The sequence below is a fragment of the Rhodococcus sp. 27YEA15 genome, assembly GCF_049739425.1.
Lineage (GTDB): Bacteria > Actinomycetota > Actinomycetes > Mycobacteriales > Mycobacteriaceae > Rhodococcus_F.
Window position 1 is genome coordinate 4,359,577 of sequence record NZ_JBMHHW010000001.1, and the last position, 23,717, is coordinate 4,383,293.

A 23,717-nucleotide genomic window follows, 5' to 3' on the forward strand; every position below is an offset into this window, starting at 1 on the left:
CCGGTACGACGTGCGAGTTCGGGTAGATCCCCGGTTGGGAATCTCGGGCCGGAACGGAACCCACGGCGTGCGCATACCCGACGATCGGAAGTTCACGCGCCACAACCGGTTCGAGATCCACACTCGAATCGATGGCAACCACCCGCTGGGGAGGGTGAGGGGAATGCCGTAGGTACCGAGAGGTGTGTCACGGACCACGTTTCGGCGTTACCCGACCTTCCGGACAGATCAGGGTGCCCTGACAGGTTACGCATGCCGCATCGTCGCGGTCGGCCCGAAACTCTTCGATTCAGGCCGACCGATACGTTATTTTTCGTTTCTACGTATCTCCACGAAGTACACGGCACCGAACGCCACGTACGTCGCGAGCACGGCAAGTACCGAACCCAGGAATAGCAAGACCAGAAGCAAGGTCATGGCGTCCCCATTCGCAGAAATATCGCTTCGTTTGCTCGTGAAACGAGACCTGGCAGATGCATCTGCGGCATTGCAGTCGCGAGGTGATGGTTTCTGCGCACCACAGTAACGGTTTCACATCCGGAATCGGTGAACTGCGCGTGAATTCTGAGGCACACTCGTCATATTTCGACGCTCAGTTCGCCCCGAGTACCTGCCCTGACCACTCCACCAGTGGCGTCAGGGCGCGCCATGCCTTACGCACCTCGGTCAACGTTCGCGAACTGTCCAGCCAAGACGGGCTGGGGTAATCCAACGATGCGGTCAAGGACTTGTGCCGCAGCAACTCGATCCGCGAGTGGTCGACCGTGTATCCGCGCGGTGCCGTCTTGAGGGAATCACCACCGATCGTGAAACCGGCCTTCTTCACTCTGGCGAGAATCTTCTCGAGTTCGGGGCCGCGAACATCGTCGTCCACTGCGGCACGGTATCGGGCGATGGTTTCCGACGTGCTGGCATAGAAACCACCGGCCACCATCAGGCCTGACGCGTCTATCTGCAGGTAATACCCGCAACTGTCGGCGAGCGCGACGAAAGCACCCTGATGGGTCTTGTACGGAATCTTGTCCTTCGAGAAACGAACGTCTCGGTAGGGCCGAAAGATCTTCCCGGTACCGAATTCCGACTCCAGCTCCGACATCAGCGCGGCGACCGGACGCCGAACCACCTCGTCGTAGGTGTGCTTGTTGGCAGCCCACCACACCTTGCTGTTATCCGCCTCGAGGTCTTCGTAGAAATCAAGGGCGGCGACGGGGATTCCGGTGAAGTCAGCCATGGTCCCAGCCTAGCTGGCCGCCGTGGTCGACTCGTTACCTGCACCGATGCCGCACACACCCGGAGTCCGTAGACTGCTTGGGGATGATTTCAGATGTATACGCCTGGGAACTGACCGAAACCAATCGAGACTGGCTCATCCACCGGCCGATCGAGATTGCCGTCTACACAGTACTTGCGGTGGTGTTGAGATTCGTACTTCACCGCATGATCGATCGAATGTCGAACAGACGCAGATCAACCGACACCGCGGTGAACGAACGCCGGTCACAGCGAACCCGAACCATCGGTTCGGTTCTCAAGTCGACGGTGTCGATCGCAGTGCTGACGTGGTGTGTTCTGCAGATATTGGGGATACTCGGAATCAATGTCGCGCCGTTCATCGCGTCGGCCGGAGTTGTCGGCCTCGCAATAGGTTTCGGTGCCCAGAATCTTGTCCGGGACTTCCTGTCCGGCATCTTCATGTTGCTCGAGGATCAGTACGGCGTCGGCGACGTGGTCGATCTCGGTGACGCCGTCGGTACTGTGGAGACAGTCGGCCTTCGGGTGACCACGGTACGAGATGCGAACGGGACACTCTGGTATTGCCGCAACGGAGAGATACTGCGGGTGGGCAATATGAGTCAGGGTTATGCGAACGCCGTTCTCGACCTTCCGGTTGCCCATAATGCGAACGTACACAAGGCATGTGAGGTCGCAACACGCGCCGTCCTCGATGCAGCAGCCAGTGCGGAGATTCGAGCCGACGTGATCGACACACCCGAAATGTTGGGCGTCAACTCCGTTACAGCCGAGTCGATCACGATACGGATAACCGCGCAGGTGAAACCTGGCCGGCAGTGGGCAGTACAACGTGCTTTCGCGCGCTCGGTGCTGAGCGCCTTCGAGAAACACGGCATAGAAGCCCCGTACCTGCCGTCGCCGCACCGATCTACGATCTCTCCTACGGCCGACATATCTCGATGAACCACGTGGACACACTCGCTAAGCGGGCCTGTCCGACGGCATGTTCAGGAGAATTCCGAGGAAGTTCTCGATGTCACCCCGAGTGCGTAGGACGACTATCGGCAAAGCCGGTACGTCGACGGCGAGAGTGGCCATGCGCTCGGCGTTGTGCGAATCTGTTCGCCACCCCCACCGCACCACATGCCCCGGATCGTGCAAAATAGTGTGAAGTGGTGGTTCGATATTGCCGTTGAACAACACTTCTCGCCGAGCCCGTCGACGGACGGTACGGATGATCAACTGACTCATGACCTTCCATTTCGGCAGGTCCAACCACACCATCAGATCCGCCCGTTCGGCGAGCAGAGCGCGCACCGCGGAGTACTGCCATTCGGTGACCCATTCCGAACCACTACTGAATCGTCGGACTTCGTCCTCGAAATTTTCGAGCGGCGTCCAGCTCGGGCCGTGGAACAATCCGTCGAGCTCGATGTGCTCGATACCGAGCACCGCACCGACTCGCCCGGCGAGCGTCGTCTTCCCGGATCCGGACGTACCGGCAATCAGGACTTTTCGTGGACGGTGAGGAAGCATGGCCGGCTCTGTGAACGACACCCCTCACCGTAACGCGAACCTGAGTCGCAGCTACGGGCCGGCACTCAGCACGCAACAGATCGGATGTGCACCGGATTCCACGACATGTAACTGGACAGGCGAATAACATGTGAACATCCGCGCACCGGCGCCGGTCGCAGAGAGGGCGCACCATGCAGCACGAAGAGTCGTCGTTCACCGGTAGAGCCGGGACCAGGATCGTCTACGACGTGTGGTTCCCGGACGTGGAGCCCACCGGTATTCTCGTTCTCTGCCACGGGCTCGGCGAGCATGCCCGGCGCTACGATCACGTGGTCGCAGCTCTCGGTGAACTCGGCCTGATCGTCTATGCACCCGACCATCGTGGGCACGGCCGCTCCGGCGGAAAGCGCGTTCACCTGAAGGAATTCTCCGACTTCACCGACGATCTCGGAGCCTTGTTCGCCATCATCGACGGCGCGCATCCAGGCAGGAGGAAGTTCCTGCTCGGACACAGTATGGGTGGCGCGATCGCCCTGTCGTACGCCATCGATCACCAGAGCGATCTCACCGCGCTGGCGCTGTCGGGCCCAGCAGTGATCATCGCGACCGACAAACCCAAGCCGATCATTCAACTGGGCAAGTTCGTCGGAAAGTATCTCCCCGACCTACCTGTGGACAACCTCGACTCTGCTGCTGTGTCTCGCGATCAACGGGTCGTCGACACTTACAACGCCGACCCGTTGATCCATCACGGGAAAGTGCCTGCGGGTATCGCTCGTGGCCTGATCACCGCCGCTGAAAGCTTTCCGGCTCGGTTGCCGTCGTTGACAATTCCGGTTCTCCTTCAGCACGGATCTGCCGACCAACTCACCGATCCGGCCGGCAGCAAGTTGGTCGCAGACTTGGCAAGCTCCACCGATGTGACATTGAAGGTGTACGACGGCCTCTACCACGAGATCTTCAACGAACCCGAGCAGAAGCGAGTGATCGAAGATCTCGTCGACTGGCTGCGTCCGCGAGTCGCCGGAGCGTAGCCGGTGGAAATGTGCGCCGTAGTACTGGCAGCTGGAGCCGGCAGCAGAATGGGCATGCCCAAGGCACTGGTGCACGACGCCGACGGTCGTTCGTGGCTTCGCCACGCCGTCTCGGTGCTTCGTGATGCTCACTTCTGTCCCGTGATCGTCGTGCTGGGCGCCCGAGCTGAGGAAGCCAGGTCCATCCTGGCGCCGGGAAACTCCGATGTGATAGTCGTGGAATCCGATTGGCGGGTCGGGGTGAGTTCGTCCATCCGGTGCGGGCTCGACGCCGCACTCGACCTGCCCGACGTCGACGCCGTTGCGGTCACGGTGGTGGACGTTCCCGATTTGAATGTCGCCACCGTCGAACGTGTGGTGACGGCCGATGCAGTCAATGCGGACACCTTGCGACGAGCGGTCTTCAACACCGAGCCCGGCCATCCGGTCATCATCGGACGCAATCACTGGCGAAATCTGATCGCAACACTGACCGGGGATCGGGGCGCGGGCGCGTATCTGCGTGAAAATGGCGTCGTGGCAGTCGAATGCGCAGATTTGAGTACCGGCCTCGACGTCGACTATCCCGCCACCTGAACTGTCGGGTGGTGGGTGCCCGACTTCAGTGCGAGGATGAGCCGATGAAACGTACCGTTGCCGCTCGGCTCGACATCGAGATAGCCGAGGCAACGAGCCTGGAATTCAAGATTGCCGTTGCGCGATCGCCGGGTGTCCAGTTGATCGAGACCATGACGTTCATCCATGACGGCGCCGCGGTCACACCCCGCGAATTTCTCACCGAACACGGTACGAGAGTGCACTTGATCGACTGCACCCCAGGAATTCTCGTCGTCACCTACGATGCAACCGTGATCGGTCAGACCGACGCGGGGCCGGTCTCGGACAACGACATGTCGACATATCTACGACCGAGCAGATACTGCGAGGTCGACAAGTTCCTCGGTTTCGTCGCAGGACAATTCAATCTGTCCACGCCACCGCGACAATTGCTTCTGGAAGTAACTCGATGGGTCAGCTCGCACCTGAGCTATGTTCCCGGCACCAGTCGCGGAACCGACAGCGCCGTCGACACGTTACTTGCGGGCGCCGGGGTCTGCCGCGACTACTCGCACCTGACGGTCGCGCTCCTGCGCGCCGTCGGTATCGCAGCGCGACTGGTGGCGGTCTATGCACCGGGCTGCGACCCCATGGACTTTCATGCCGTGGTCGAGGCGAACATCGACCGAACCTGGCGCGTGGTCGACGCCACCCAACTTGCCCCACGCAGCAACCTCGTTCGGATTTCCACCGGACGAGATGCTGCGGACACCGCATTTCTCGACAACCACGGCGGTTCGATCACTTTGAGATCGGCAGAGGTTCGCGCCGTCGTCGACGGGGATCTCGCCGCCGACGACTACACCGAACTGACGTCGATCGGCTGAGCTGGTCCGGATTTGCTCGCGGCAAGCGTGCGTTCGATGAAGTCGACGGTGAGCGAGACAATCGTCCTACCTTCGCGGACAAGGGTTCCGAGCACCGGGAATGCGTGTATCTGTCCGGTCCAGATGTGCGTCTCCACGGGCCGGCGGGCCGCAACGAGTTTCTCCGTCATCACTTCGACATCGGGTCGCAGTAGTTCGTACTCGGCAGCTACCAGAAACGCCGGAGGGACAGCAGCCGAATCGGCATTGACGGGAGACTGTTCACCTTCGATGACGTCGCCGCCGAGCCAGCGACTCTTGAGCTCGACCACTTTCCTCATGGGCAGATAGGCATCACGTTTCATGTAATCGGGATCGTGGTTTTCGAGATCGACGTTGAGCAGAGGTGAGTACCCGATCACCGCGGCCGGACGAGTGATACCTCGAAGTGCAGAGATCTCGGCGACTTTCATGGCCAGGTAGCCGCCCGCAGAATCGCCGGCGACGACGATCTTGTCCGGATCCTCGGCCGATTCCAGCAACGCCGTGTATGCCGACATCGCGTCTGTCACCGACGTACCGATCGACCCTTCCGGAAGCTGGCGGTAGCGGACGGATATCACGGGAACCCCCGATTTGGCTGCCAGCAGTCCGCACAGCGCCCGATGTGTCGCCAACCCGCAGAAAACGAAGCCGCCACCGTGGAAATACAGAATCGAAGCCCCGGCCAGTGCACCGGTGGCCGAGCGCGGGTGGGTGATCTTCTCGCACGGCACACCGCCGAGGAGAAATGGTTCTACCATGAGATTCTTCGGCGTCGGCAGCTTGTCCGCCCACATATCCAGATATTTCATCTGCTCGAGCCCCCGATCGCTGCTCGGCCAATACGAGAACACGGGCTTCACGAGCACCTTGCAGATGATCAAGGCAATACGCGAGCTCAGGCTCGCATCCCAGTGCCACGTCGTCGAACCGTGCGATCTCATAGTGTCCCCCCTGGACAAAACCGAGCCGGAACCCGAGTCACGTGTACTTTCGAGTATGCCGTGACCTTAACCGGCCATCATCGACGCCGCTCGACTTCCGCGCACTCTCGCGTTATCGGAGATAGCGCGAGAGTCCCGCACATCCGCCACTCATCATCAGTTCGTGATTCCACGCGAACAGCGGTTTGGCGATGTGTGAAAGCACTCCGAGATTGCCGACTACGGTCACTTCCTGCTCGAAGTACGCTCGTGAACGCACACCCGATGCCTGAATCGTCCAGCTGCTCCAGCCCGTCATCGCACCGGACAGCGTGGCTCGCAGGTAGCGCGACATCGGGTCCTCGACCGCACGCCGACCCACGATCCGGAAGGTCCACGGAACGGCGCTTCTGATGGTCATCACACCGGAACCGGCATCGATCGTGCTCACATCACGTACTTGTGGCCACCACCGTGCGTAATTCGCAACGTCTGCGAGTGCGCTGTAAACCCGGTCTGCGGACGCATCCAACTCCCAGACGCTGTGAAATGCGAAGTCGGTCACGTCCTCCACAGTAGAACCGATCAGTAGTCGAGCGCTTCGACGCGGCGCAGGATGATTTCGGCGATCGCGGCCGGACTGCCTCCCACGTCGACGACGATCGATTGTTCGTCGGGTTCCAGTGTTTCCAGCGTCGAGATCTGCGAGTCGAGAAGCGACGCCGGCATGTAGTGATCGAGACGTGCCGTCAGTCGTTGGCCGATCTGATCCCGCGAACCGGCCAGGTGCACGAACACGACGTGTTCGCCTCGGAGCACGTCCCGATAGCTTCGTTTGAGAGCGGAGCACGTGACGATGCCGGGCCTACCGGCATCGGTGTGTTCACGTATCCAGTGTGCGATCTTCTCCAGCCAGGGCCAACGGTCGTCGTCGTCCAGGGGGTGCCCGGCCGCCATCTTGTCGATATTGGACTGCGGATGCAGATCGTCGCCCTCCTGCAGGTCCCATCCCATGGCACCTGCAAGCATGCCTCCTACCGTGGACTTTCCGGAACCGGAGACCCCCATCAATACCAGCACCGGGTATTGCTTCTGTTGTGTCGCAGTTTTTTTCACGTATTTCTCCACCTAGACTATTGCACTGAGCGCCAGGACACCGGCAAGCCCGGACACCGAGATGACACACTCCATCACAGTCCAGGTCTTGAGATTCTGCACCACACTGACGCCGAGGTATTCCTTCACCAACCAGAAGCCCGCGTCGTTGACGTGCGACAAGAACAGCGAACCCGCACCGATCGCCAGAACCATCAGCGATACGTGCGCAGACGAGAGGTCCGCGGCCACCGGGGCGAGGATTCCCGAAGCCGTTACCGTGGCGACGGTCGCCGAACCCGTTGCCACGCGGATCAATACCGCCACCAACCAGGCCAGGAACAGCACCGGCAGGCTACTTCCCTTGATGGCGTCGGCGATGACATTTGCAATACCGGTGTCGATGAGGACCTGCTTGAATCCGCCACCGGCACCGACGATCAGGAGGATTCCCGCGATGGGCGGCAACGAACTCTCGAGAGATTTCGAGATGGCCTTTCGGTCCATCCCGCCGCCGCGACCGAGGAGAACCATTCCCACCAGAACTGCGAGACCCAATGCCACGACGGGTGTTCCGAGGAAATCGAGAACCGATTTCAGTGGCGACGCAGAGTCTGCGGCAATCACATCGGCGAGCGCCTTGCCCAGCATGAGCACGACCGGGATGAGGATGGCAACGATCGTGGCCGCGAAGGTCGGACGCTGCTTTTTCTCGTCCTCGTCCAGATCTTCACCGGTGACGAACAGGTCTGGCACCTTGACGTCCACCCAACGCGCGGCGATCTTGCCGAACACCGGGCCGGCGATGACGACAGTGGGAATGGCGACGAGCACGCCGAACGCGAGCGTCAGTCCGAGATTGGCGTCGAGGGCCGATACCGCGACCAGAGGGCCGGGATGCGGCGGCACCAATCCGTGCATCGCCGAGAGACCGGCGAGCGTCGGGATCGCGATACGGATCAGGGACTGTCCGGACCGGCGCGCCACCAGGATGATCACCGGCATCAGCAACACCAACCCGATCTCGAAGAACATCGGCAGTCCGATGACTGCTCCGACCAGCGCCATGGTCCACGGCAACGCCCGATCGCTGGAGCGCCCGACCAGGGTGTCCACCACCCGGTCTGCGCCGCCTGAATCGGCGAGGAGTTTGCCGAACATCGCACCGAACCCGATCAGTATTCCGACGCTGCCCATGGTCGAGCCGAATCCCGTGGCAAACGCGGCGACGGCGTCACCCGAACCGAGTCCGGCAGCGATTCCCACACCCACTGCTCCAATGGACAAAGCCAGGAAGGGGTGCAGGTCGAGCCAGGTGATCAGGGCAATGATCACGGCGACGCCGGCAACGGCAGCAACGATCAGTCGAGCGTCGCTGCCGGCCGGGACGACGTCGGCCGCAAGCAATGCAGAGGTGTTCATAGGGGACTCCCAGTCCGATCAGTGATGGCAGTCACTGTTCCTTAATTACCCTACAATTTCAAGGCTTCATCTTTATTTGTAGTATGTATATGGCCGCGTGTGATGTTATCCGTACGCATGGGACGATCTAGTGATGGCCACTGCCCCGTTTCAGCAACTGCACGACACGATGCTGGAACAGCTCGGTCAGGACATCGTCGGCGGCCTCCTCGCGACCGGCACCACCGTCTCTGCCGACGAGATCGCAACCAGGTACGACGTCTCGCGAACGGTAGTCCGAGAGGTTGTGCGAGTACTCGAATCACTCGGGCTGGCATCGGTACGTCGACGTGTCGGCATCACCATCCTCGGACCCGACCACTGGAACACACTCGATCCCCACGTCATCCGCTGGCAGCTCGCCGGGCCACACCGGTTCGAGCAGCTGTCCATCCTCAGCGAACTTCGATCCGGAATCGAACCGCTGGCAGCGAGACTGGCCGCGACCCGAGCCACGCCGCAGCAGTGCGGAGAACTCACCGCCGCCGTCATCGGCATGGCATCGACGTCCCGTGCCGCAGACACCGATGCCTATCTCGGCCATGACTCCGACTTTCACCGAACCCTGCTGGCCGCGTCGGGAAACCCGATGCTGCGCGCGATGTCGCAGATTGTCGTCGAGATACTCGCAGGCCGAACCCGTCATTCCCTGATGCCCCACGAAGCCGATCCCGACGCCGTTCACCTGCACGGCGTCGTCGCCTCTGCCGTCCAGGCCGGGGATCCCGACGCCGCCGAAGCCGCCATGCGATCGATCGTCACGGAGTCCGCCGAGGCCGTGGCGACCATGCGCAAAAGCCCCAGCGACGTGTAAGGCGAACCACAGACTCGGCGGATTCGGCCCGCAACCGCGCGGCAAGTGGAACGCTTGGCGTCATGACTGCACTCACCATCTCGAACGTCGCACTCTGATGGCCCGCCCCGTACGCGTCGTCGTCCTCGGTGCCGGATCGTGGGGAACCACCGTCGCCGGTCTCGCCGCCCGCAACACGCCGACCCTGCTGTGGGCACGCAATTCCGAAGCAGCAGACGAGATCAATTCCGATCGCACCAACTCCAAGTATCTCGGTGAGCGCAAACTCCCCAAGACCCTCAAGGCGACATCCGACCTGGTCGAGGCGGCCCGCGAGGCCGACGTTCTCGTCTGCGGTGTGCCGTCACACGCGGTGCGGTCCACTCTCTCGGAAATCGCCAACGAGGTGCGCGCCTGGGTTCCGGTGTTGTCCTTGTCCAAAGGCCTCGAACCCGGCACACGTCAACGCCCCACCGAAGTGATAGCCGAATGCCTGCCCGGCCATCCCGTCGGACTGCTCGCCGGACCGAACATCGCCAAGGAGATCGTCGACGGTATGGCTGCCGCCTCCGTCGTGGCCACCCAGGACGACCGCGTCGCCGCAGCGCTGCAACCTCTCTTCGCGTCGTCGGTGTTCCGCGTCTACCGCAACACCGACGTCCTCGGCTGCGAACTCGGCGGCATTCTCAAGAACATCGTCGCCATCGCCTCCGGAATGGCCGACGGGTTGGGCGTCGGCGACAACACCCGGGCTATGGTCCTCGCTCGCGGACTTGCCGAGATGACCCGTCTCGGCGAAGCGATGGGCGCCAACCCACGCACCTTCGCCGGATTGACCGGCGTCGGCGATCTCATCGCGACGTGCATGGCACCGACCTCACGTAACCGACGCGTCGGCGAGGCACTAGCACAGGGTCTGACGGTGGAGGAAGCAGTCGCGAAGCTCGGGCAGGTCGCCGAGGGCGTGAAAACCGCACCCACCGTTATGGATCTCGCTCGTGAGTACGGTGTCGAAATGCCGATTGCCGCGGAGGTGGAAGCCGTGATCGCCGGACGACAGAGCGCCAGCGACGCCTACCGCGGCCTTCAGCGCGTCGCTCCTGGCGGCGAACACGAGGTGGCCTGACCGACTCGTTTACATCGCGCCGCTTGCGCTCCAGTCGAGCGCCGGAGCGACTTCGGTGGCGATGTTGCCCAGCAGCCGAAGGTTTTCGGCCGGTCCGAGCAGGTTCGGAATGGTGATCAGAACGGTGTCCGCTGCGCTCACCGCTTCGTCGTCGGCCAACGCTGCCGCAATGACGTCGGGTACACCGACGTAGCTTTTCCCGAAGCGTGACACCACTCCGCCGAGAATACCGACGTGTTCGCGGGACATGCTCGCGCCGAAGAGATCTCGGTCCCGCGCCGAAACCAGCGGAAGAATACTCCGGGTCACGGCGACGCGCGGCGTGCCCTCGTGCCCGGACTGCTGCCACGCCTGACGGAAGGTGTGAATCTGCTCGGCTTGAAGTTGCGCGAAAGGTACTCCACTGTCTTCCGAGAGCAGCGTGCTGCTCAGAAGATTCATCCCATGCGTTCCGGCCCAGTGCGCGCTCTGCCGCGTCGCCGAGCCCCACCAGATCCGTTGCGGCAGAGTCTCCGATCGCGGCTCGATCGGGAGCGGAACACAGCCGAAGTAGACGGCGAAGGATCCTGCGAAGCAGTCCCGGTCGAACAACCCGCAACAACAACCACCGTCAGCCCAACCAACATCATCAAACCCGGCCTCGATCGACAAAGATTCAGCCGCCGAGTCACCACCCCGGATACGCCGGAACAGTCACCGGCGGAACATCACTCCTTACCGTACGAGAACCGCTTACCGGAGCTTTCGGCACAATCGCGTACCCCCAATCTTTGCACGCCTGCATAGCCGCCGATTTTCCACCGGTACTCACCGACCACCCCGAAAACACGTTCTCCGACAGACGCTGCCACTGCGGTCGCCCACTACTCGAGGACCGATCAACACCAAGTGAACTGGGCCCCTTCGATTCAAAGGAGACACTCTCGTTCGATGACGGAACCAACACCCGCTCAAACGTCACCCTCTCACTCGAAGCGGGACCGAAACTAGTTACATAAGTATTGTTTTCACGCAACTCCGCAATGCGTGAACTCTGATTACACACAACGGCCTCGAAGCCTGCCGAGGTATCAACGATATCGAGGATATGCCAATAAAAGGTACCCACCACCGGCCAACGCTTACGACCCGGATCATCGAACTTGAACACACCGTACGAGCCGACAGCATCCATGAAACCCGGATACGTCTCCCCCGACCCCACAATGAGCCCGATCCAATCCGACTCCTGCGCCGCCCGCACCATCCGACCCCGCTCGTCGAACAAGTCGATCCCCGGCTCAGCAGACCACACCACCGTCGCATCCCGAACCCCCACCGGACCCGCATCCTCCACCACCACAGCCGAAGTAGACGGCAAGGCGTCCGGCAAATCAGGCCCGGTCGAACAACCTGCAACAACTATCACTGTCAATCCAGCGGCCCAACGAGCACTTAGCCGGCATCGACTCATGACGGCCACCTATTCACGTTTTCAGATCCCCGACCGTTGAGTAGCACCAGATTGAACGAATCGCGCGCATCGAAATGATGCGGATAGATGATGCCATCAAGACCCACGCCAGCTTCAGTAGCAACCCTCAGGTAGTCAAGGCGACTCGTGGCAGAAACTCCCGCGCCCATCAGTACGTCGGGTAGTTGTTTCGTCAAATCCAGCGAGGACAGGTCTTGCGTCATCCCATCGAACGTCTTCAAACGCCCGTCTTCAGTCAATTCTTCGTTCAACATGTTTGGATCCACATGCCCATCTGCGACCAGTGCGCTGAGCATGGAATACATTCGATTGTTGCTCGCTCCTGCTGAACTCTCGGCCAACGATTCCCCCGAAAATCCCGAAGTGTCTCCGACAAATTGAGCCGGGTTGTTGACATAGTCGTCCTGCAGCATCAGAGCAACAGAATTGGCCAGCGGATTCACCACCGCTCCACCCGGAATGAAGCTCACCGCGCCCGACGCCAGCCATTGGCTCACACCGTAGGCGGTTGAGCGTTGCTGCCGCATAGCGGCGTCCGCGTCTTCCCCGTTCAAGTTTCGATCGGTGACTTCCGAGCCCAAGCCTGCTTCCACCAGCCCTCTCAGATTTCCGGAACTCACTCCGAGGGACAGGTCGGTGTCCCCCTTCACCGCCGATACGGCGAAGGCCCCGTCGATCTGTGCCGCTTGGGCCAGCGCTGCACCGTTGAGAATTCCGCCCGCGAGAGGGTCGCCATCAACCAGGGTGAAGACCCGAGTTGCTTCGACTGGCCCAAGGTGACCGAAACCTCTGGTATCAGTGTATTTTTCGTCAAGTCCCACGATATCGCCCGTGTAGGGAGCCAGCGCACCGGCGATCTGCTGGGTCAGAGCCGGATTGACTTGGCCCATCGACAAGTTTCCCGGACGATCAGCGCCCTCGGCGATATCGATCAACGATCCGAAATTGTTGCCACCATTCCCGGATTCGGTGGTCGAGAGCACTTGCGCCAGACCGTATGCGGATTCACCGGCCCGCGTAGCTGACGCGACATCTGCTGGATCATCCGGATTATGCACCACCGCATCGGCATTGATCCAATCAACCAACGCACCGGCACTGGCGCCGTCGTCGCTCCATTCGTGTGTGAGAAGCGGAATGATCACGCTGTCACGGTGAAAGTCCAGTGGATTGCCGTTCGAGTCGAGACCGGTGAGGATGTGCGACGACGATTCGTGATTGCGGGTTCCGACGTCGAGGAATTGTTCGGCCGTCCGTTCGACGTCCATCCCGTAGGGCATCGTCAGGCCGATCGTCCCACTCGATTGGTTGGACATGTCCGCGATATGCGCTGCCACCCGGTCGAATTCCACACCCAACTCGGATCCCGGCTGGTTCCCCGGCGTTGCCTCACCTATCAATTCGCCCAACCGGTTCAGGTCTGCCCAGTCACGGGAATTGCGGTCTCCGTTCGAATCCGGTTCGTATCCGTGATACACCAACTCGCGGACGTCGGACGGTACCTGCCCGTATCCGCCGGTTTCCGTTCCCGTGCCTACCTTTTCGTCGGAAAGGGTGAGCAGTCCGTTCGCGAGCGCATCGAGGCGGCCGGCCGCCAGCGGGTCCCCGCTGTTCTCCTGCTCACGAAGCTTGTCGGCGAGATCGAGTAGCCCGCCTTTACCTGCCTCGTTGTAGAAATTTCGCACGTAGTCGAAGGTGCTCTGAGGAAGATCGTCGACCCGCTCACCGCGCGCGATCGCATCAAGCTGCTCCGGTGTCAGCTGGGCTTGTACCAGCGCGTCACTGATCCGGGCCAGATCAGCGTCCGAGGCCTCACCGGAACTGACCAGATCGCCGTCCTCACCGCCCTGCGCCCCGGAAAGTACCGTCCCGGCAGAGCCGGAAATCGGATTCTCCCGCAGGTTGCCCGCTGCAGCGTTCACTGCAGAGGCAGCGCTTCGGTCAGCTTCCTCGAGACCGTTCAACGCTTCGCGAATAGTCTGCTCGTGCTCGCGCGCAAGCCTTTCGAGCTCGGCCTTCGCCGCGTCTGCCCCGTCCGGTCCCGCTTCCGTGACAATCCAGACATACAGGTCGGGGGGTACCGTCACGGCCCCGTCGTCGGCCACGACGAATCCCGCAGATTCTGCAGCGGCCACACAACCGAGTACGTGCCCGCGAGCCGCAGCGATGTCGGCCGAGCCCAGACGTGCAGCCTCCGACGTATCTGCCAACGACGAAACCAGTACGACGGTGTCGATTCCGAGCTCGTCGGCGGACTGTCTCATGGCGTCTGCGCCACGTCCACGCCAGAAGTCCGGCGATTCCGACACCCTGTTCGACAGCGCGCGCCGCTGGTCATCGACGGATTCCGATGCCGCTGCCCACAGCGCGGCCTGTGCATCCAGCGCAGATGTATTCCACGATCGAGCCTTCGACACCGTGACGGTCATGTCGATCCACCGCCGGCGTGGGCTACGGCCGTTCCCGCCTCCGCGTCGGTGCGGACGTAGTCGTCCACCGCGCTGGTGGAACTGTCGGCGAGCGTCGCTATTCGCAAAACGAGGGCAGTCGCCGAGGCATCCATCAACTGCGACACGTCGGCGCACGCCCCGGCCACAGCAGAATCCGTCAAACCCGCCAGAATTCCGTCGCTCTCGGACACGACGTCGACTCCTGCTACTGCACTGCTCGTTGCCTGGACCGTTGAAACGAATTCCCTGGTCTGGTCAACGGACATCCACAATTCATCCGGCATCGGTCCCCCAACCCGCCTCGATATGTACTGCCGCACCCTAACACCGACCAGTCGTTTTCCAATAGACTGTTCGCCGACGCAACAACCTAAGTCCCTGCGCGCGAGCATCAGCGACCGAACCGGTACCTGCCGCCACCCGGTTGACCGGGAATCGTCAGCTTCCCACAGGGCGCAGAATCCACCACCCACCTACCGCCAGCACGCTCAGGTTGACGAGCATGAACAAGACCACCCAGACGATCGCGGGTACGGGTGAGAGTCTGGCCAACTGATCGGCGTCGGAATCTGCGGCACCGCCACGTCGCATCCGTTGTCGCTGCAACTCGACGACAGGTCTCGGACCGGCGAACAGAAGGAACAGCGTCAGAAAGTAGGCGGCCGCAACCTGTTGATCCTGTGTCCCCCACCAGACGAGGACGAACAGCACAGCCCCGACGACGGCAAGCGAGAACATTCCGTAGAGGTTGCGAATCAGAGCCATCATCACGGCGACGACGACAAGACCGATCCACAACACCGACACGGCTCGTTGCGCCCCCAACAGCAACGCCGCGCCGATACCCAGAATCGACGGCCCGACGTATCCGGCGAACGTCATCACGATCACGCCGGGACCTGTCGGTTTTCCCGACGAGATAGCAACACCGGACGTATCCGAGTGCAGGCGAAGACCGTTGAGTCGGCGGCCGACCAATGCTGCGACTATCAGATGCGCCCCCTCGTGGGCGATGGTGACGACGTTGCGAGCGATCCTCCACAGGTGCGGCTCGAGCACCACGACGATCGCGCAGACTGCGGCCACCTGGACTACCCATGCCGGCGGATGCGGGCTGACGGCCGCCACGCGGTCCCATACGCTGTGCGCGGTGTTCACGACGACGATCCGCGTCGTCGAGATTCGAGGTGCCTGTCACGGATTGATTCCATGACCGTCGACGGTACAACCTCCGGTCACCTTCACCGCGAGTAGCGAGCACACCAACGCTTCGGCTCACTCTGCGTCGGCGCCGAAGTGCCGCTGACCTACTTGAACCGGGAAGTACGTCGACGCATGCTCCGACAACCGCGTACAACTCGTTCGGAAGAGCCGGGGTCGATTGGCGACCGTCTGACCGGGACCGACTGAGCTAGTCAATTGCCAGTGGACAGAAATGGAGTCCGAACCGGCCCGGACGACACACTCGACGCCTGCACCAGACCACGCTCGATCAGGATCGGACGCACTCCTTCGCCGAAGTTGTAAACCTCTTCCAGGTGCGGATAGCCGGAGAGCACAAAGTGATCCAGACCTATTGCCGCGTATTCGGCGATCCGATCCGCCACTTCCCGATGCGAACCGACCAGCGCAGTACCCGCGCCTCCTCGAACCAAGCCGACGCCGGTCCACAGGTTGGGTGCGATCTCGAGAGAACGTGCACTGGCACCTTCGCGGTAAGAGGAGCCACCGCCGTGCAAGTCCAGCATGCGGCGCTGCCCTTCGGATCCCGATCTCGCCAGGCTCGCCTGCGCAGCGGCGACGGTGGCCGGATCCAGCGCGCCGAGAAGACGATCCGCCTCCGCCCAGGCCTGTTCCGAGGTGTCTCGGCTGATGACGTGCAGTCGGATTCCGTAGTCGAGGCGTCGGTCCTGCACTTCTGCCAGGTCACGTATCCACGTGATCTTGGCCGCCACCGCAGCGGTGGTTTCACCCCAGGTCAGGTAGGTGTCGGCGTATCGCGAGGCAACCGTACCCGCAGCCGGCGAGGACCCACCGAAGAAGACGGGCGGAATGGGGTCCGGAATACGTTGCAAGACAGCGTTCTCCACCGTCACGTAGTCGCCCGAGAAGTTCACCGGGCCTGTCCCTGACCACAACTGACGAATCACGTCGAGGAACTCACCGCAGCGTGCGTACCGCTGGTTCTTGTCCAAGAAGTCGCCGAACGTCCGCTGCTCGTGATCCTCGCCGCCGGTCACGACGTTGAGCAACAATCGCCCACCGGACTGCCACTGAAAGGTCGCCGCCATCTGGGCCGCCAGCGTGGGGCTGAGCAAGCCCGGTCGGAGCGCGACGAGAAACTTGAGTGTCTCGGTGGTCTCGATCATCATCGCCGTGGTCAGCCAGGCGTCTTCACACCACGCCCCGGTCGGCGTCAGAACCGCTTCGAAACCGTTGGTCTCGGCCGCTGCACCGATCTGATTGAGGTACTTCAGCGTCGCCGGCCTGTCACCCGACATCGAACTACCGTGCCCCCCTGCCATCAGGTTGCGAGAGTCACCGTAGGTGGGCAGGAACCAGTGGAAGCGCAGTGACACGATCTTTCCCTTCGTGGACAAAATCGGAACGGCAGAGTTCGGTTCTCATTGAATCGGCCTGTCGACGGTACGGCCAGGGTTGCAATCACGGAGATCGCCGGCAGTGATCGAGCGGGAAACTCTCGATACACCGACGTATTCGATACACCGATGTATCCTTTGAGGTAGAGGATCGAAAGCGAGTTGACTGTGACGGACATCGACCACACCCCCGTCAAACGAGTGACCAAACGTCGAGATCAAACGCGTCAACGGCTACTCGACGCGGCGGCTGTCGTCTTTGCCGAGGTAGGTTTTGGACGCGCCACGATCGAGCAGATTTGTGAGCGCGGCGGGTACACGCGCGGCGCGTTCTACTCCAACTTCGATTCACTCGACGAATTGTTCTTCGCCATGTGGGAGCAACGCTCGACCTCCATGTTGGCCGATCTGCGAACCGCCGCCGATTCTGCGATCACAGCGATACCCGTCGACCTCGAGAGCATGGTTGCCCGCGTCATCGCCGTTGTCCCCGTAGATGCGGCGTGGTACCGGATCAATGCCGAATTCACCGCGTACGCACTTCGACATCCCACTCTGCGCCGGGCCCTGGCCGATCGTGAAGACTCGATCCTGCGCACGATGCTTCCCATCGTCGTGTCCGCCCTGCGCGACGTCGGACGCCGCGTCGCCGGGGATCCGACGGCGCTCGGACGAGCCCTCGTCGCCGTACACGACGGCACCAGCATCCAGTGCCTCGTCGACGGTGACAAGGCTGCCGCTCTCGAACTGCGCCGCGACATCTTCACCCGAATCCTATTGTCGTACAGCGAATCCATCACCATGTATCAACCAGAAGAGGAGTTGCCGTGAGTGAACAAGCCGACGTCATCGTGGTCGGGGCCGGACTCGCCGGTCTGGTTGCCACCTACGAGCTGACCCGTGCGGGCCGTCGAGTCCTTCTCGTGGAACAGGAGAACGCGGCCAATCTCGGCGCGCAGGCATTCTGGTCGCTCGGTGGACTGTTCCTCGTCGACAGCCCCGAGCAGCGCCGCCTCGGCATCAAGGATTCACTCGACCTGGCGATGCAGGACTGGATGGGCACCGCAGCATTCGACCGGGACCGCGAAGACCACTGGCCTCGCCAATGGGCCAAGGCGTATGTCGAATTCGCAGCCGGCGACAAGCGGCAGTATCTGCACGATCTCGGCCTTCGACTCATGCCGAACGTCGGCTGGGCTGAGCGCGGACGCGGAACTGCACTCGGGCACGGTAATTCGGTTCCGCGTTTCCATCTCACCTGGGGTACCGGTCCTGGTGTCGTGGACGTGTTCTCGACCAGGGTCGTCGCGGCTCAGAAGCGTGGGCTGGTCACCTTCCGTCATCGTCACCAGGTCGATCAACTGATTGTCACCAATGGTGCCGTCACCGGAGTGCGGGGTACGGTTCTCGAACCGTCCGCCGAACCACGTGGGGTGAAGAGTTCCCGAGATCCGATCGGCGAATTCGAATTCACTGCCGGGGCCGTCGTCGTCACCTCCGGCGGAATCGGAGGTAATTACGAATTGGTGAAGAAGAATTGGCCGGAACGGCTCGGCAAGGCCCCGAAGCAGATGCTCACCGGTGTGCCTGCCCATGTAGACGGCCGGATGCTCGAGATCACGGAGTCCGCCGGCGGCAACATCGTGAATCGAGATCGCATGTGGCACTACACCGAAGGAATCCAGAACTGGAATTCGATCTGGCCGAATCACGGGATCCGCATCATTCCCGGCCCGTCGTCGATGTGGTTCGACGCGGTCGGTAAGCGCCTTCCCGTTCCCAATTTCCCCGGCTTCGACACCATGGGCACCTTCAAGTACATTCTCGACAGCGGGTACGAGTACACCTGGTTCATCCTCGATCAGACCATCATCGAGAAGGAATTCGCGCTCTCGGGTTCCGAGCAGAATCCAGACTTCACCAATCGCGATCTCAAGCTGCTGCTCCAACGCATCAAGAAGGGCGCACCTGCTCCGGTCGAAGCATTCAAGCAGAAGGGCGCGGACTTCGTGGTGCGCAACAACCTACGCGACCTGGTGGACGGGATGAATGCACTCACCGACGAGCCCTTGCTCGATTTCGAGGGCATCGAGCGTGAGATTGTTGCACGCGACCGCGAGACGGACAACAAGTACAGCAAGGACTTCCAGGTCACCGCCATCAACAACGCCCGAAATCTGCTGGCGGACAAAATCGTGCGGGTCGCGACGCCACACAAGATCCTCGATCCCAAGAACGGCCCGCTGATAGCGGTTCGCCTGCATCTGCTGACACGAAAGACTCTCGGCGGCTTGGAAACCAATCTCGATTCTCAGGTGATCAAAGCCGACGGAAGCGCATTCGACGGGCTTTACGCCGCCGGGGAAGTCGCCGGCTTCGGCGGTGGCGGCGTCCACGGATACAGCGCACTGGAAGGCACCTTCCTCGGCGGCTGCATCTTCTCCGGTCGTGCAGCCGGACGCGCACTGGCACGCGATCTGTAAGCATTGCGTGCCGATCGACGTCGGGATCTCACAGCGAAGTACCGAACAGCATTCCCAGAAGGTAGGTCGCGCCCGCAGCGCCGTAGCCGATGGCCAGCTGGCGCAGCGCACGTTTGAACGGAGGTCCGCCGGACAACAGACCGACCACCACGCCTGTTGTCAGTAGCGCGATTCCCACGAGCACCGAGGCGACGATCAGGGCTGCGAGCCCCTGCAGACCTAACAGGTACGGCAGAACCGGAATGATCGCGCCCGACGCGAAGAAACAGAAACTTGCCGCGGCCGCTCCCAGTCCGGTACCGACCGCTTCGTGGTCGTCGACGGTGTCTGCAACTCCGAAGGTGCTGTTGGCGAGCACCTCGGCGGCACGGATGTCGGCATCATCGGCCGACATGCCGCGAGCCCGGTAGACCAGGGCCAGTTCGTTCGCGTCGACGTCGAGCAGTCCGATCGCGTCGCTCGCTGCCTGACCTGGATCGGACGCCTCCAACAACTCCCGCTGGGAACGAACGGATACGTACTCGCCCGCTCCCATCGAGAGGGCACCGGCCAGTAGTCCGGCCATACCGGTGATCAGCACGATCTGGTTCGAGACACCACTTCCGCTGATACCGAGGACGAGAGCGAGGTTGCTGACCAGACCGTCGTTGGCCCCGAAGACAGCGGCGCGAAACGTTCCCGAGAGCCGGTTGCGCCCGCGCGTCGCCAACGCCCGCACCACTTCTTCGTGAATCTTCTCGTCCGCGCCCATGGACGCGGTGGCGTCGGAGTCGTGCGGATAAGGCGAGCGGGTTTCCGCGCGTTGTGCGAGGGCCAGTACGAACACGGACCCGAAGCGTCTGGCCAGAAAGCCCAGTATCCGGGTGCGGATGTCGCCGCGCAGCGGTGTACCCACGTGATCGCCGAGAAGTGCTCGCCAGTGCGCCTCGTGCCTGCCCTCGGCATCGGCCAGTGCGAGAAGGATTTCCTGTTCCTCTCCGGTGCGCCTACCCGCGAGGTCTCGATAGACGGCCGCTTCGGCCCGTTCGTCCGCGAGGTACCGTCTCCAACGCTTGACCTCTCGCGGGTCGGGATCGGGTCGTGCTGCCGGAACTGTGGACATGTCGTTCCCCTCCGATGCGCACGCCGAGCGTCGAAGTCTCGGCTCGTCGCGTCGTCCTCATGGTAGATCCGTGTCCGCGATCTCGAACATTTTCCGATCCTTCGGACACTGATCAGGCGGTACCGCACGCACGGGCCGACGGGCAGGCGGACGATGAAGCGACGACGTCGGTCCGAACGCGAACCGTCGGCATCCTGCCGTTGCGGACCTGAAGGAGTATCCGCCGGGCAGTTGCGACTCCGTCTTCGTCGTACAGCCCGTCAGCGGGTACTCGATGCCCGGTGGAAACACCAACCAATTGACGGTTGCACCGGTCACTCCTCGAGCGTCATGTCACCGACAGTGCTACCTGGACCGAATCTTCAGGCGGTGATGTCACCTTGGCATCGCGGTTCCGAATCATGTCGAGCGCCGCTTTCGGTTTGGAGAGTATCCATTCACGAGCCGCATTCTTGATCAAAGTTGCTGCAGCACAACCACAATCACTGTTCACGCCATCCGTATCGATGCCTGCATCTCGGCACAGCGACACAGCCCGCGGAACATGATAACCCTGTGTGACAATCAAAGCTTTCGTCACACCACACGTATGTATTGCCCTAAAGCAGGTGTCATGCGTGTCGAGACCGTGAGGATCACCGGCAATCCGGCGCCCGTCGATACCCTGTTCCACCAGGTAGTTCGTCATAGCGGTGATCTCGTCACCCGATGCACCGTTCGCGTCACCGGAGACGAGAACGGCACGGGCCTTGCCCGCGTTCACCAATTCGACGGCCACATCCAGTCGCCCTTTCAGGAAGGCCATCGGTTTGCCGTCTTTGATCTGCGCCCCCAACACTATGGCGACAGGCGCCTCGGGTGCGTCCGCGGCATCGAAGACATGACCGGACGATGCCACCGAAATCCAGATCGCCACTCCGGCGTAGGCCACCGCGCCGACGACTACGAGTCCGGCAATCCATCCGAGCACCGTGCGCCTGTGTGGTCGATCGATCGGATTTGCGGCGGGTTCGTCCATCGACTGATCAAACCACACAGCACACCAAACGGACTCGGACCGAACACATGCGCCGTCACTGCTGCGAATTCGAGGTCGATTGCGCCTACACTCGGCCCGGTCCCAGACCCCGAAAGAAGCTTCCACTGGCCACGCCGAATTTTGCGATCGCGGACAGTCGTCATCCGGACGGCCGTATTCTCCGGCGAACCGGACGAGAGGTTTCACGAAGAGGTGCTGCTGGGAGCAGCTTCTGTTCGGACAAGGTGATCGTTTCGTGGTATCGACTAAATACACACTCTCGCGCGACGGGACGGACCCGAACGCCGCAGGCGGTCACCGCAAGAACCTGTCCGCGTCTCTTGAAACCAGCCTGAAGCGATTGCGCACCGACTACATCGACATCTATCGGGTTTACGTAGGGGAGAGGCATACACCGCACCGATCGAAGAGACCATGCGAGCACTAAAATGACGCTGTGCGTCAAGGCAAGATCCTGTACGTCGGAATCTCGGACACTCCGGCTCGGGTGATCTCGCGCCCGGCAACTCGACGACAATCTCGGCAGAATCGAAGTGCCTTGTCTGCAGAAGCGGTGACTCGACTCGGCTGCGCAACCGACTTCGCTGTCGACTTTCCCGGTGACTTCATTGCCTGGCTGGGCACCGGAGTGTTCGGCGCCGCGTCAGCCGGTCTCGACGGTCGACGAAACCCCTAGCTCGAGAACATGGTTCGCCTACCAGGTAAACCTACTTCTCGTCGATCGTCAGCGGAACAGGTCTGCCACGAACGGGACGGTGTCCGCTTGCGATTCGACCAACGCTCCGCTGTGGTCGGTGTTGTAGGTCTTGAACGTCACCGGCTCACCGTTGGTTACCAAGGCGGCAACCAGCGAGATTGCGGCCGGCGCAGGAACATCCGTGTCCAGCAAGCCCTGGCCGATGAAGATCGGACGATCGTATCCACTGGTGGGCACACCCATGTAGTCGGTGAGCAATCCTTGGAAGTTCGGGATCTCGCTCAACGGCCGTGAAAAGATGTCACCGAGGACCAGTTTCTTCGACGCCTCCGCCAGTTCGCCTGCGCAGAGTTTCTCGGCGGAATCGACCTGTTCCTTGCCGAGTGGGGTCAGGTAGGAATCGAGGTCGATCTCGGGATGCGCCGCCCGCAGTCCGGCAAAGATGTAGAGGGCGTACGACGTCAGGTTGCCACCGAGCGCGACGGGCGGGAAACCCGGGCCGGCAGGCAGGAACGCAAGTTCGATGTTGGCGGGCACTCCCGTCCCGACGCCGCCCCGGTAGTCGAGGGTGTCGCCGCCGTATTCGGTGGCGTATCGCGCAGTGGTGATTGCAGCACCGCCACCTTGCGACTGTCCGACCACCGCCCAGCGATTCGAGATGGAGGGATCGATGACGCGCGCCGCCTTCACCGAGTCGACGACGCTGTGTGCCTCCACCTTTCCGTCCAGGTACGGCATGACGCCCGGGGTGCCCAGGCCGACGTAGTCGGTGGCCACCACCGCGTACCCTTCCGAGAGCCAGCGTCCCAGATAGGGGTAGTCACGTTCGGGCAGGCCCGGTCCGGCGAGAGACGGTGCGCAGGAGTCGTCCAGACCGGTGGTGCCGTGCGCCCAGGCGATCACCGGCCACCCACCGGCAGGAGCCGGGCCGGCCGGTACGTAGTAAGCGCCGCTACTCAGCGCCGGCCCACCGTCGGAGCCGATGGTCCAGTACGTGAATCGCTTCGCGTCGACGGCACCGGGGATCCACAGGTCTTTCGGCAGTGGTTCGGTCGACACGACGGTTCCAGTTTCCTGCGAGAGAGCAGACGGTGCGGCCGATGCCACCGGCGCGGCAACTGCGGAACCGATCGTCGCAGCGCAGAAGGCCGCCAAAGACACGCGGGCAATAGATCTCGACAGGTTTTCCACGTCCGACACTTCCGATTCTTCGACGAGCGATCCAGTGAAGAGCATCGTAGATA

General features: G+C 61.9%; 24 protein-coding genes. 10 read left to right on the forward strand and 14 right to left on the reverse strand.

What is annotated here, in order from left to right:
• Positions 1-592: 592 nt before the first annotated feature.
• The gene (locus tag ABH922_RS20375) at positions 593-1,231 is read right to left on the reverse strand and encodes a DUF2461 domain-containing protein (protein WP_424808638.1); all 639 of its coding nucleotides are present in this window, start codon (positions 1,229-1,231) and stop codon (positions 593-595) included.
• An 83-nt stretch (positions 1,232-1,314) separates the two neighbouring features.
• Between ABH922_RS20375 and ABH922_RS20380 the strand changes: the two genes are divergently transcribed.
• A complete protein-coding gene (locus ABH922_RS20380) occupies positions 1,315-2,196 on the forward strand; it encodes a mechanosensitive ion channel family protein (RefSeq protein WP_424808639.1) in 882 nt (293 codons plus the stop codon).
• An 18-nt stretch (positions 2,197-2,214) separates the two neighbouring features.
• On the opposite strand, the gene ABH922_RS20385 is transcribed toward ABH922_RS20380, so the two are convergent.
• Positions 2,215-2,790, reverse strand: coding sequence for an AAA family ATPase (locus tag ABH922_RS20385; RefSeq protein ID WP_424808640.1), 576 nt, complete (start codon positions 2,788-2,790; stop codon positions 2,215-2,217).
• A 152-nt stretch (positions 2,791-2,942) separates the two neighbouring features.
• Here ABH922_RS20385 and ABH922_RS20390 point away from each other — a divergent pair, with 152 nt between their 5' ends.
• Genes ABH922_RS20390 through ABH922_RS20400 form a run of 3 tightly spaced genes read left to right on the forward strand, consistent with a single transcriptional unit; the run spans position 2,943 to position 5,209 of the window.
• Positions 2,943-3,785, forward strand: coding sequence for a lysophospholipase (locus ABH922_RS20390; RefSeq protein WP_424808641.1), 843 nt, complete (start codon positions 2,943-2,945; stop codon positions 3,783-3,785).
• Between the two features lie 9 nt (positions 3,786-3,794).
• Positions 3,795-4,361, forward strand: coding sequence for a nucleotidyltransferase family protein (locus ABH922_RS20395; protein ID WP_424808642.1), 567 nt, complete (start codon positions 3,795-3,797; stop codon positions 4,359-4,361).
• Positions 4,362-4,405: 44 nt separating this feature from the next.
• Positions 4,406-5,209, forward strand: a complete 804-nt coding sequence (locus ABH922_RS20400) for a transglutaminase-like domain-containing protein (protein WP_424808643.1) — start codon at positions 4,406-4,408, stop codon at positions 5,207-5,209.
• On the opposite strand, the gene ABH922_RS20405 is transcribed toward ABH922_RS20400, so the two are convergent.
• From ABH922_RS20405 to ABH922_RS20420, 4 genes are all read right to left on the reverse strand, one after another.
• Positions 5,182-6,174 (reverse strand): alpha/beta hydrolase, encoded by a 993-nt coding sequence (locus tag ABH922_RS20405; RefSeq protein WP_424808644.1) that lies wholly within the window; start codon positions 6,172-6,174, stop codon positions 5,182-5,184. The genes ABH922_RS20400 and ABH922_RS20405 overlap by 28 nt on opposite strands.
• Before the next feature lie 112 nt (positions 6,175-6,286).
• Complete coding sequence (locus ABH922_RS20410) at positions 6,287-6,718, reverse strand: SRPBCC family protein (protein WP_424808645.1); 432 nt, start codon at positions 6,716-6,718, stop codon at positions 6,287-6,289.
• A gap of 20 nt (positions 6,719-6,738) precedes the next feature.
• Positions 6,739-7,221, reverse strand: a complete 483-nt coding sequence (locus ABH922_RS20415) for a gluconokinase (RefSeq protein ID WP_424809740.1) — start codon at positions 7,219-7,221, stop codon at positions 6,739-6,741.
• 60 nt (positions 7,222-7,281) lie between these two features.
• Positions 7,282-8,670, reverse strand: coding sequence for a GntP family permease (locus tag ABH922_RS20420; protein ID WP_424808646.1), 1,389 nt, complete (start codon positions 8,668-8,670; stop codon positions 7,282-7,284).
• A gap of 133 nt (positions 8,671-8,803) precedes the next feature.
• On the opposite strand from ABH922_RS20420, the gene ABH922_RS20425 reads away from it, so the two are divergent.
• Together ABH922_RS20425 and ABH922_RS20430 are read left to right on the forward strand one after the other, a co-directional pair.
• Positions 8,804-9,523, forward strand: a complete 720-nt coding sequence (locus ABH922_RS20425; protein WP_424808647.1) for a FadR/GntR family transcriptional regulator — start codon at positions 8,804-8,806, stop codon at positions 9,521-9,523.
• A 97-nt stretch (positions 9,524-9,620) separates the two neighbouring features.
• A complete protein-coding gene (locus ABH922_RS20430; protein WP_424808648.1) occupies positions 9,621-10,628 on the forward strand; it encodes an NAD(P)H-dependent glycerol-3-phosphate dehydrogenase in 1,008 nt (335 codons plus the stop codon).
• Between the two features lie 9 nt (positions 10,629-10,637).
• On the opposite strand, the gene ABH922_RS20435 is transcribed toward ABH922_RS20430, so the two are convergent.
• The 5 genes from ABH922_RS20435 to ABH922_RS20455 form a co-directional block, all read right to left on the reverse strand.
• Positions 10,638-11,069: a hypothetical protein gene (locus ABH922_RS20435; RefSeq protein WP_424808649.1), complete on the reverse strand. Its 432-nt coding sequence runs from the start codon at positions 11,067-11,069 to the stop codon at positions 10,638-10,640.
• A 1,008-nt stretch (positions 11,070-12,077) separates the two neighbouring features.
• A complete protein-coding gene (locus tag ABH922_RS20440) occupies positions 12,078-14,531 on the reverse strand; it encodes a hypothetical protein (protein ID WP_424808650.1) in 2,454 nt (817 codons plus the stop codon).
• A complete protein-coding gene (locus ABH922_RS20445) occupies positions 14,528-14,743 on the reverse strand; it encodes a hypothetical protein (RefSeq protein ID WP_424808651.1) in 216 nt (71 codons plus the stop codon). Before ABH922_RS20445 ends, ABH922_RS20440 begins: the two co-directional genes overlap by 4 nt.
• A gap of 247 nt (positions 14,744-14,990) precedes the next feature.
• Positions 14,991-15,710, reverse strand: a complete 720-nt coding sequence (locus ABH922_RS20450; RefSeq protein ID WP_424808652.1) for a M50 family metallopeptidase — start codon at positions 15,708-15,710, stop codon at positions 14,991-14,993.
• A gap of 257 nt (positions 15,711-15,967) precedes the next feature.
• Complete coding sequence (locus tag ABH922_RS20455; protein WP_424808653.1) at positions 15,968-17,131, reverse strand: LLM class flavin-dependent oxidoreductase; 1,164 nt, start codon at positions 17,129-17,131, stop codon at positions 15,968-15,970.
• Positions 17,132-17,320: 189 nt separating this feature from the next.
• On the opposite strand from ABH922_RS20455, the gene ABH922_RS20460 reads away from it, so the two are divergent.
• The gene (locus ABH922_RS20460; RefSeq protein ID WP_424808654.1) at positions 17,321-17,983 is read left to right on the forward strand and encodes a TetR/AcrR family transcriptional regulator; all 663 of its coding nucleotides are present in this window, start codon (positions 17,321-17,323) and stop codon (positions 17,981-17,983) included.
• Complete coding sequence (locus tag ABH922_RS20465; protein WP_424808655.1) at positions 17,980-19,635, forward strand: FAD-binding dehydrogenase; 1,656 nt, start codon at positions 17,980-17,982, stop codon at positions 19,633-19,635. Before ABH922_RS20460 ends, ABH922_RS20465 begins: the two co-directional genes overlap by 4 nt.
• A 28-nt stretch (positions 19,636-19,663) precedes the next feature.
• Here the strand turns inward: ABH922_RS20465 and ABH922_RS20470 are convergent, their stop codons facing one another.
• Together ABH922_RS20470 and ABH922_RS20475 are read right to left on the reverse strand one after the other, a co-directional pair.
• Positions 19,664-20,737 (reverse strand): VIT1/CCC1 transporter family protein, encoded by a 1,074-nt coding sequence (locus ABH922_RS20470; protein ID WP_424808656.1) that lies wholly within the window; start codon positions 20,735-20,737, stop codon positions 19,664-19,666.
• Between the two features lie 328 nt (positions 20,738-21,065).
• On the reverse strand, positions 21,066-21,755 hold the full coding sequence (locus tag ABH922_RS20475; RefSeq protein WP_424808657.1) for a SanA/YdcF family protein: 690 nt from the start codon (positions 21,753-21,755) through the stop codon (positions 21,066-21,068).
• 79 nt (positions 21,756-21,834) lie between these two features.
• Here ABH922_RS20475 and ABH922_RS20480 point away from each other — a divergent pair, with 79 nt between their 5' ends.
• Positions 21,835-22,203: an aldo/keto reductase gene (locus tag ABH922_RS20480; RefSeq protein WP_424808658.1), complete on the forward strand. Its 369-nt coding sequence runs from the start codon at positions 21,835-21,837 to the stop codon at positions 22,201-22,203.
• Positions 22,204-22,212: 9 nt separating this feature from the next.
• Positions 22,213-22,452, forward strand: a complete 240-nt coding sequence (locus tag ABH922_RS20485; RefSeq protein WP_424808659.1) for a hypothetical protein — start codon at positions 22,213-22,215, stop codon at positions 22,450-22,452.
• Between the two features lie 48 nt (positions 22,453-22,500).
• Here ABH922_RS20485 and ABH922_RS20490 read toward each other — a convergent pair whose 3' ends face one another.
• On the reverse strand, positions 22,501-23,709 hold the full coding sequence (locus tag ABH922_RS20490; RefSeq protein ID WP_424808660.1) for an alpha/beta hydrolase family protein: 1,209 nt from the start codon (positions 23,707-23,709) through the stop codon (positions 22,501-22,503).
• Between the last annotated feature and the right edge of the window lie 8 nt (positions 23,710-23,717).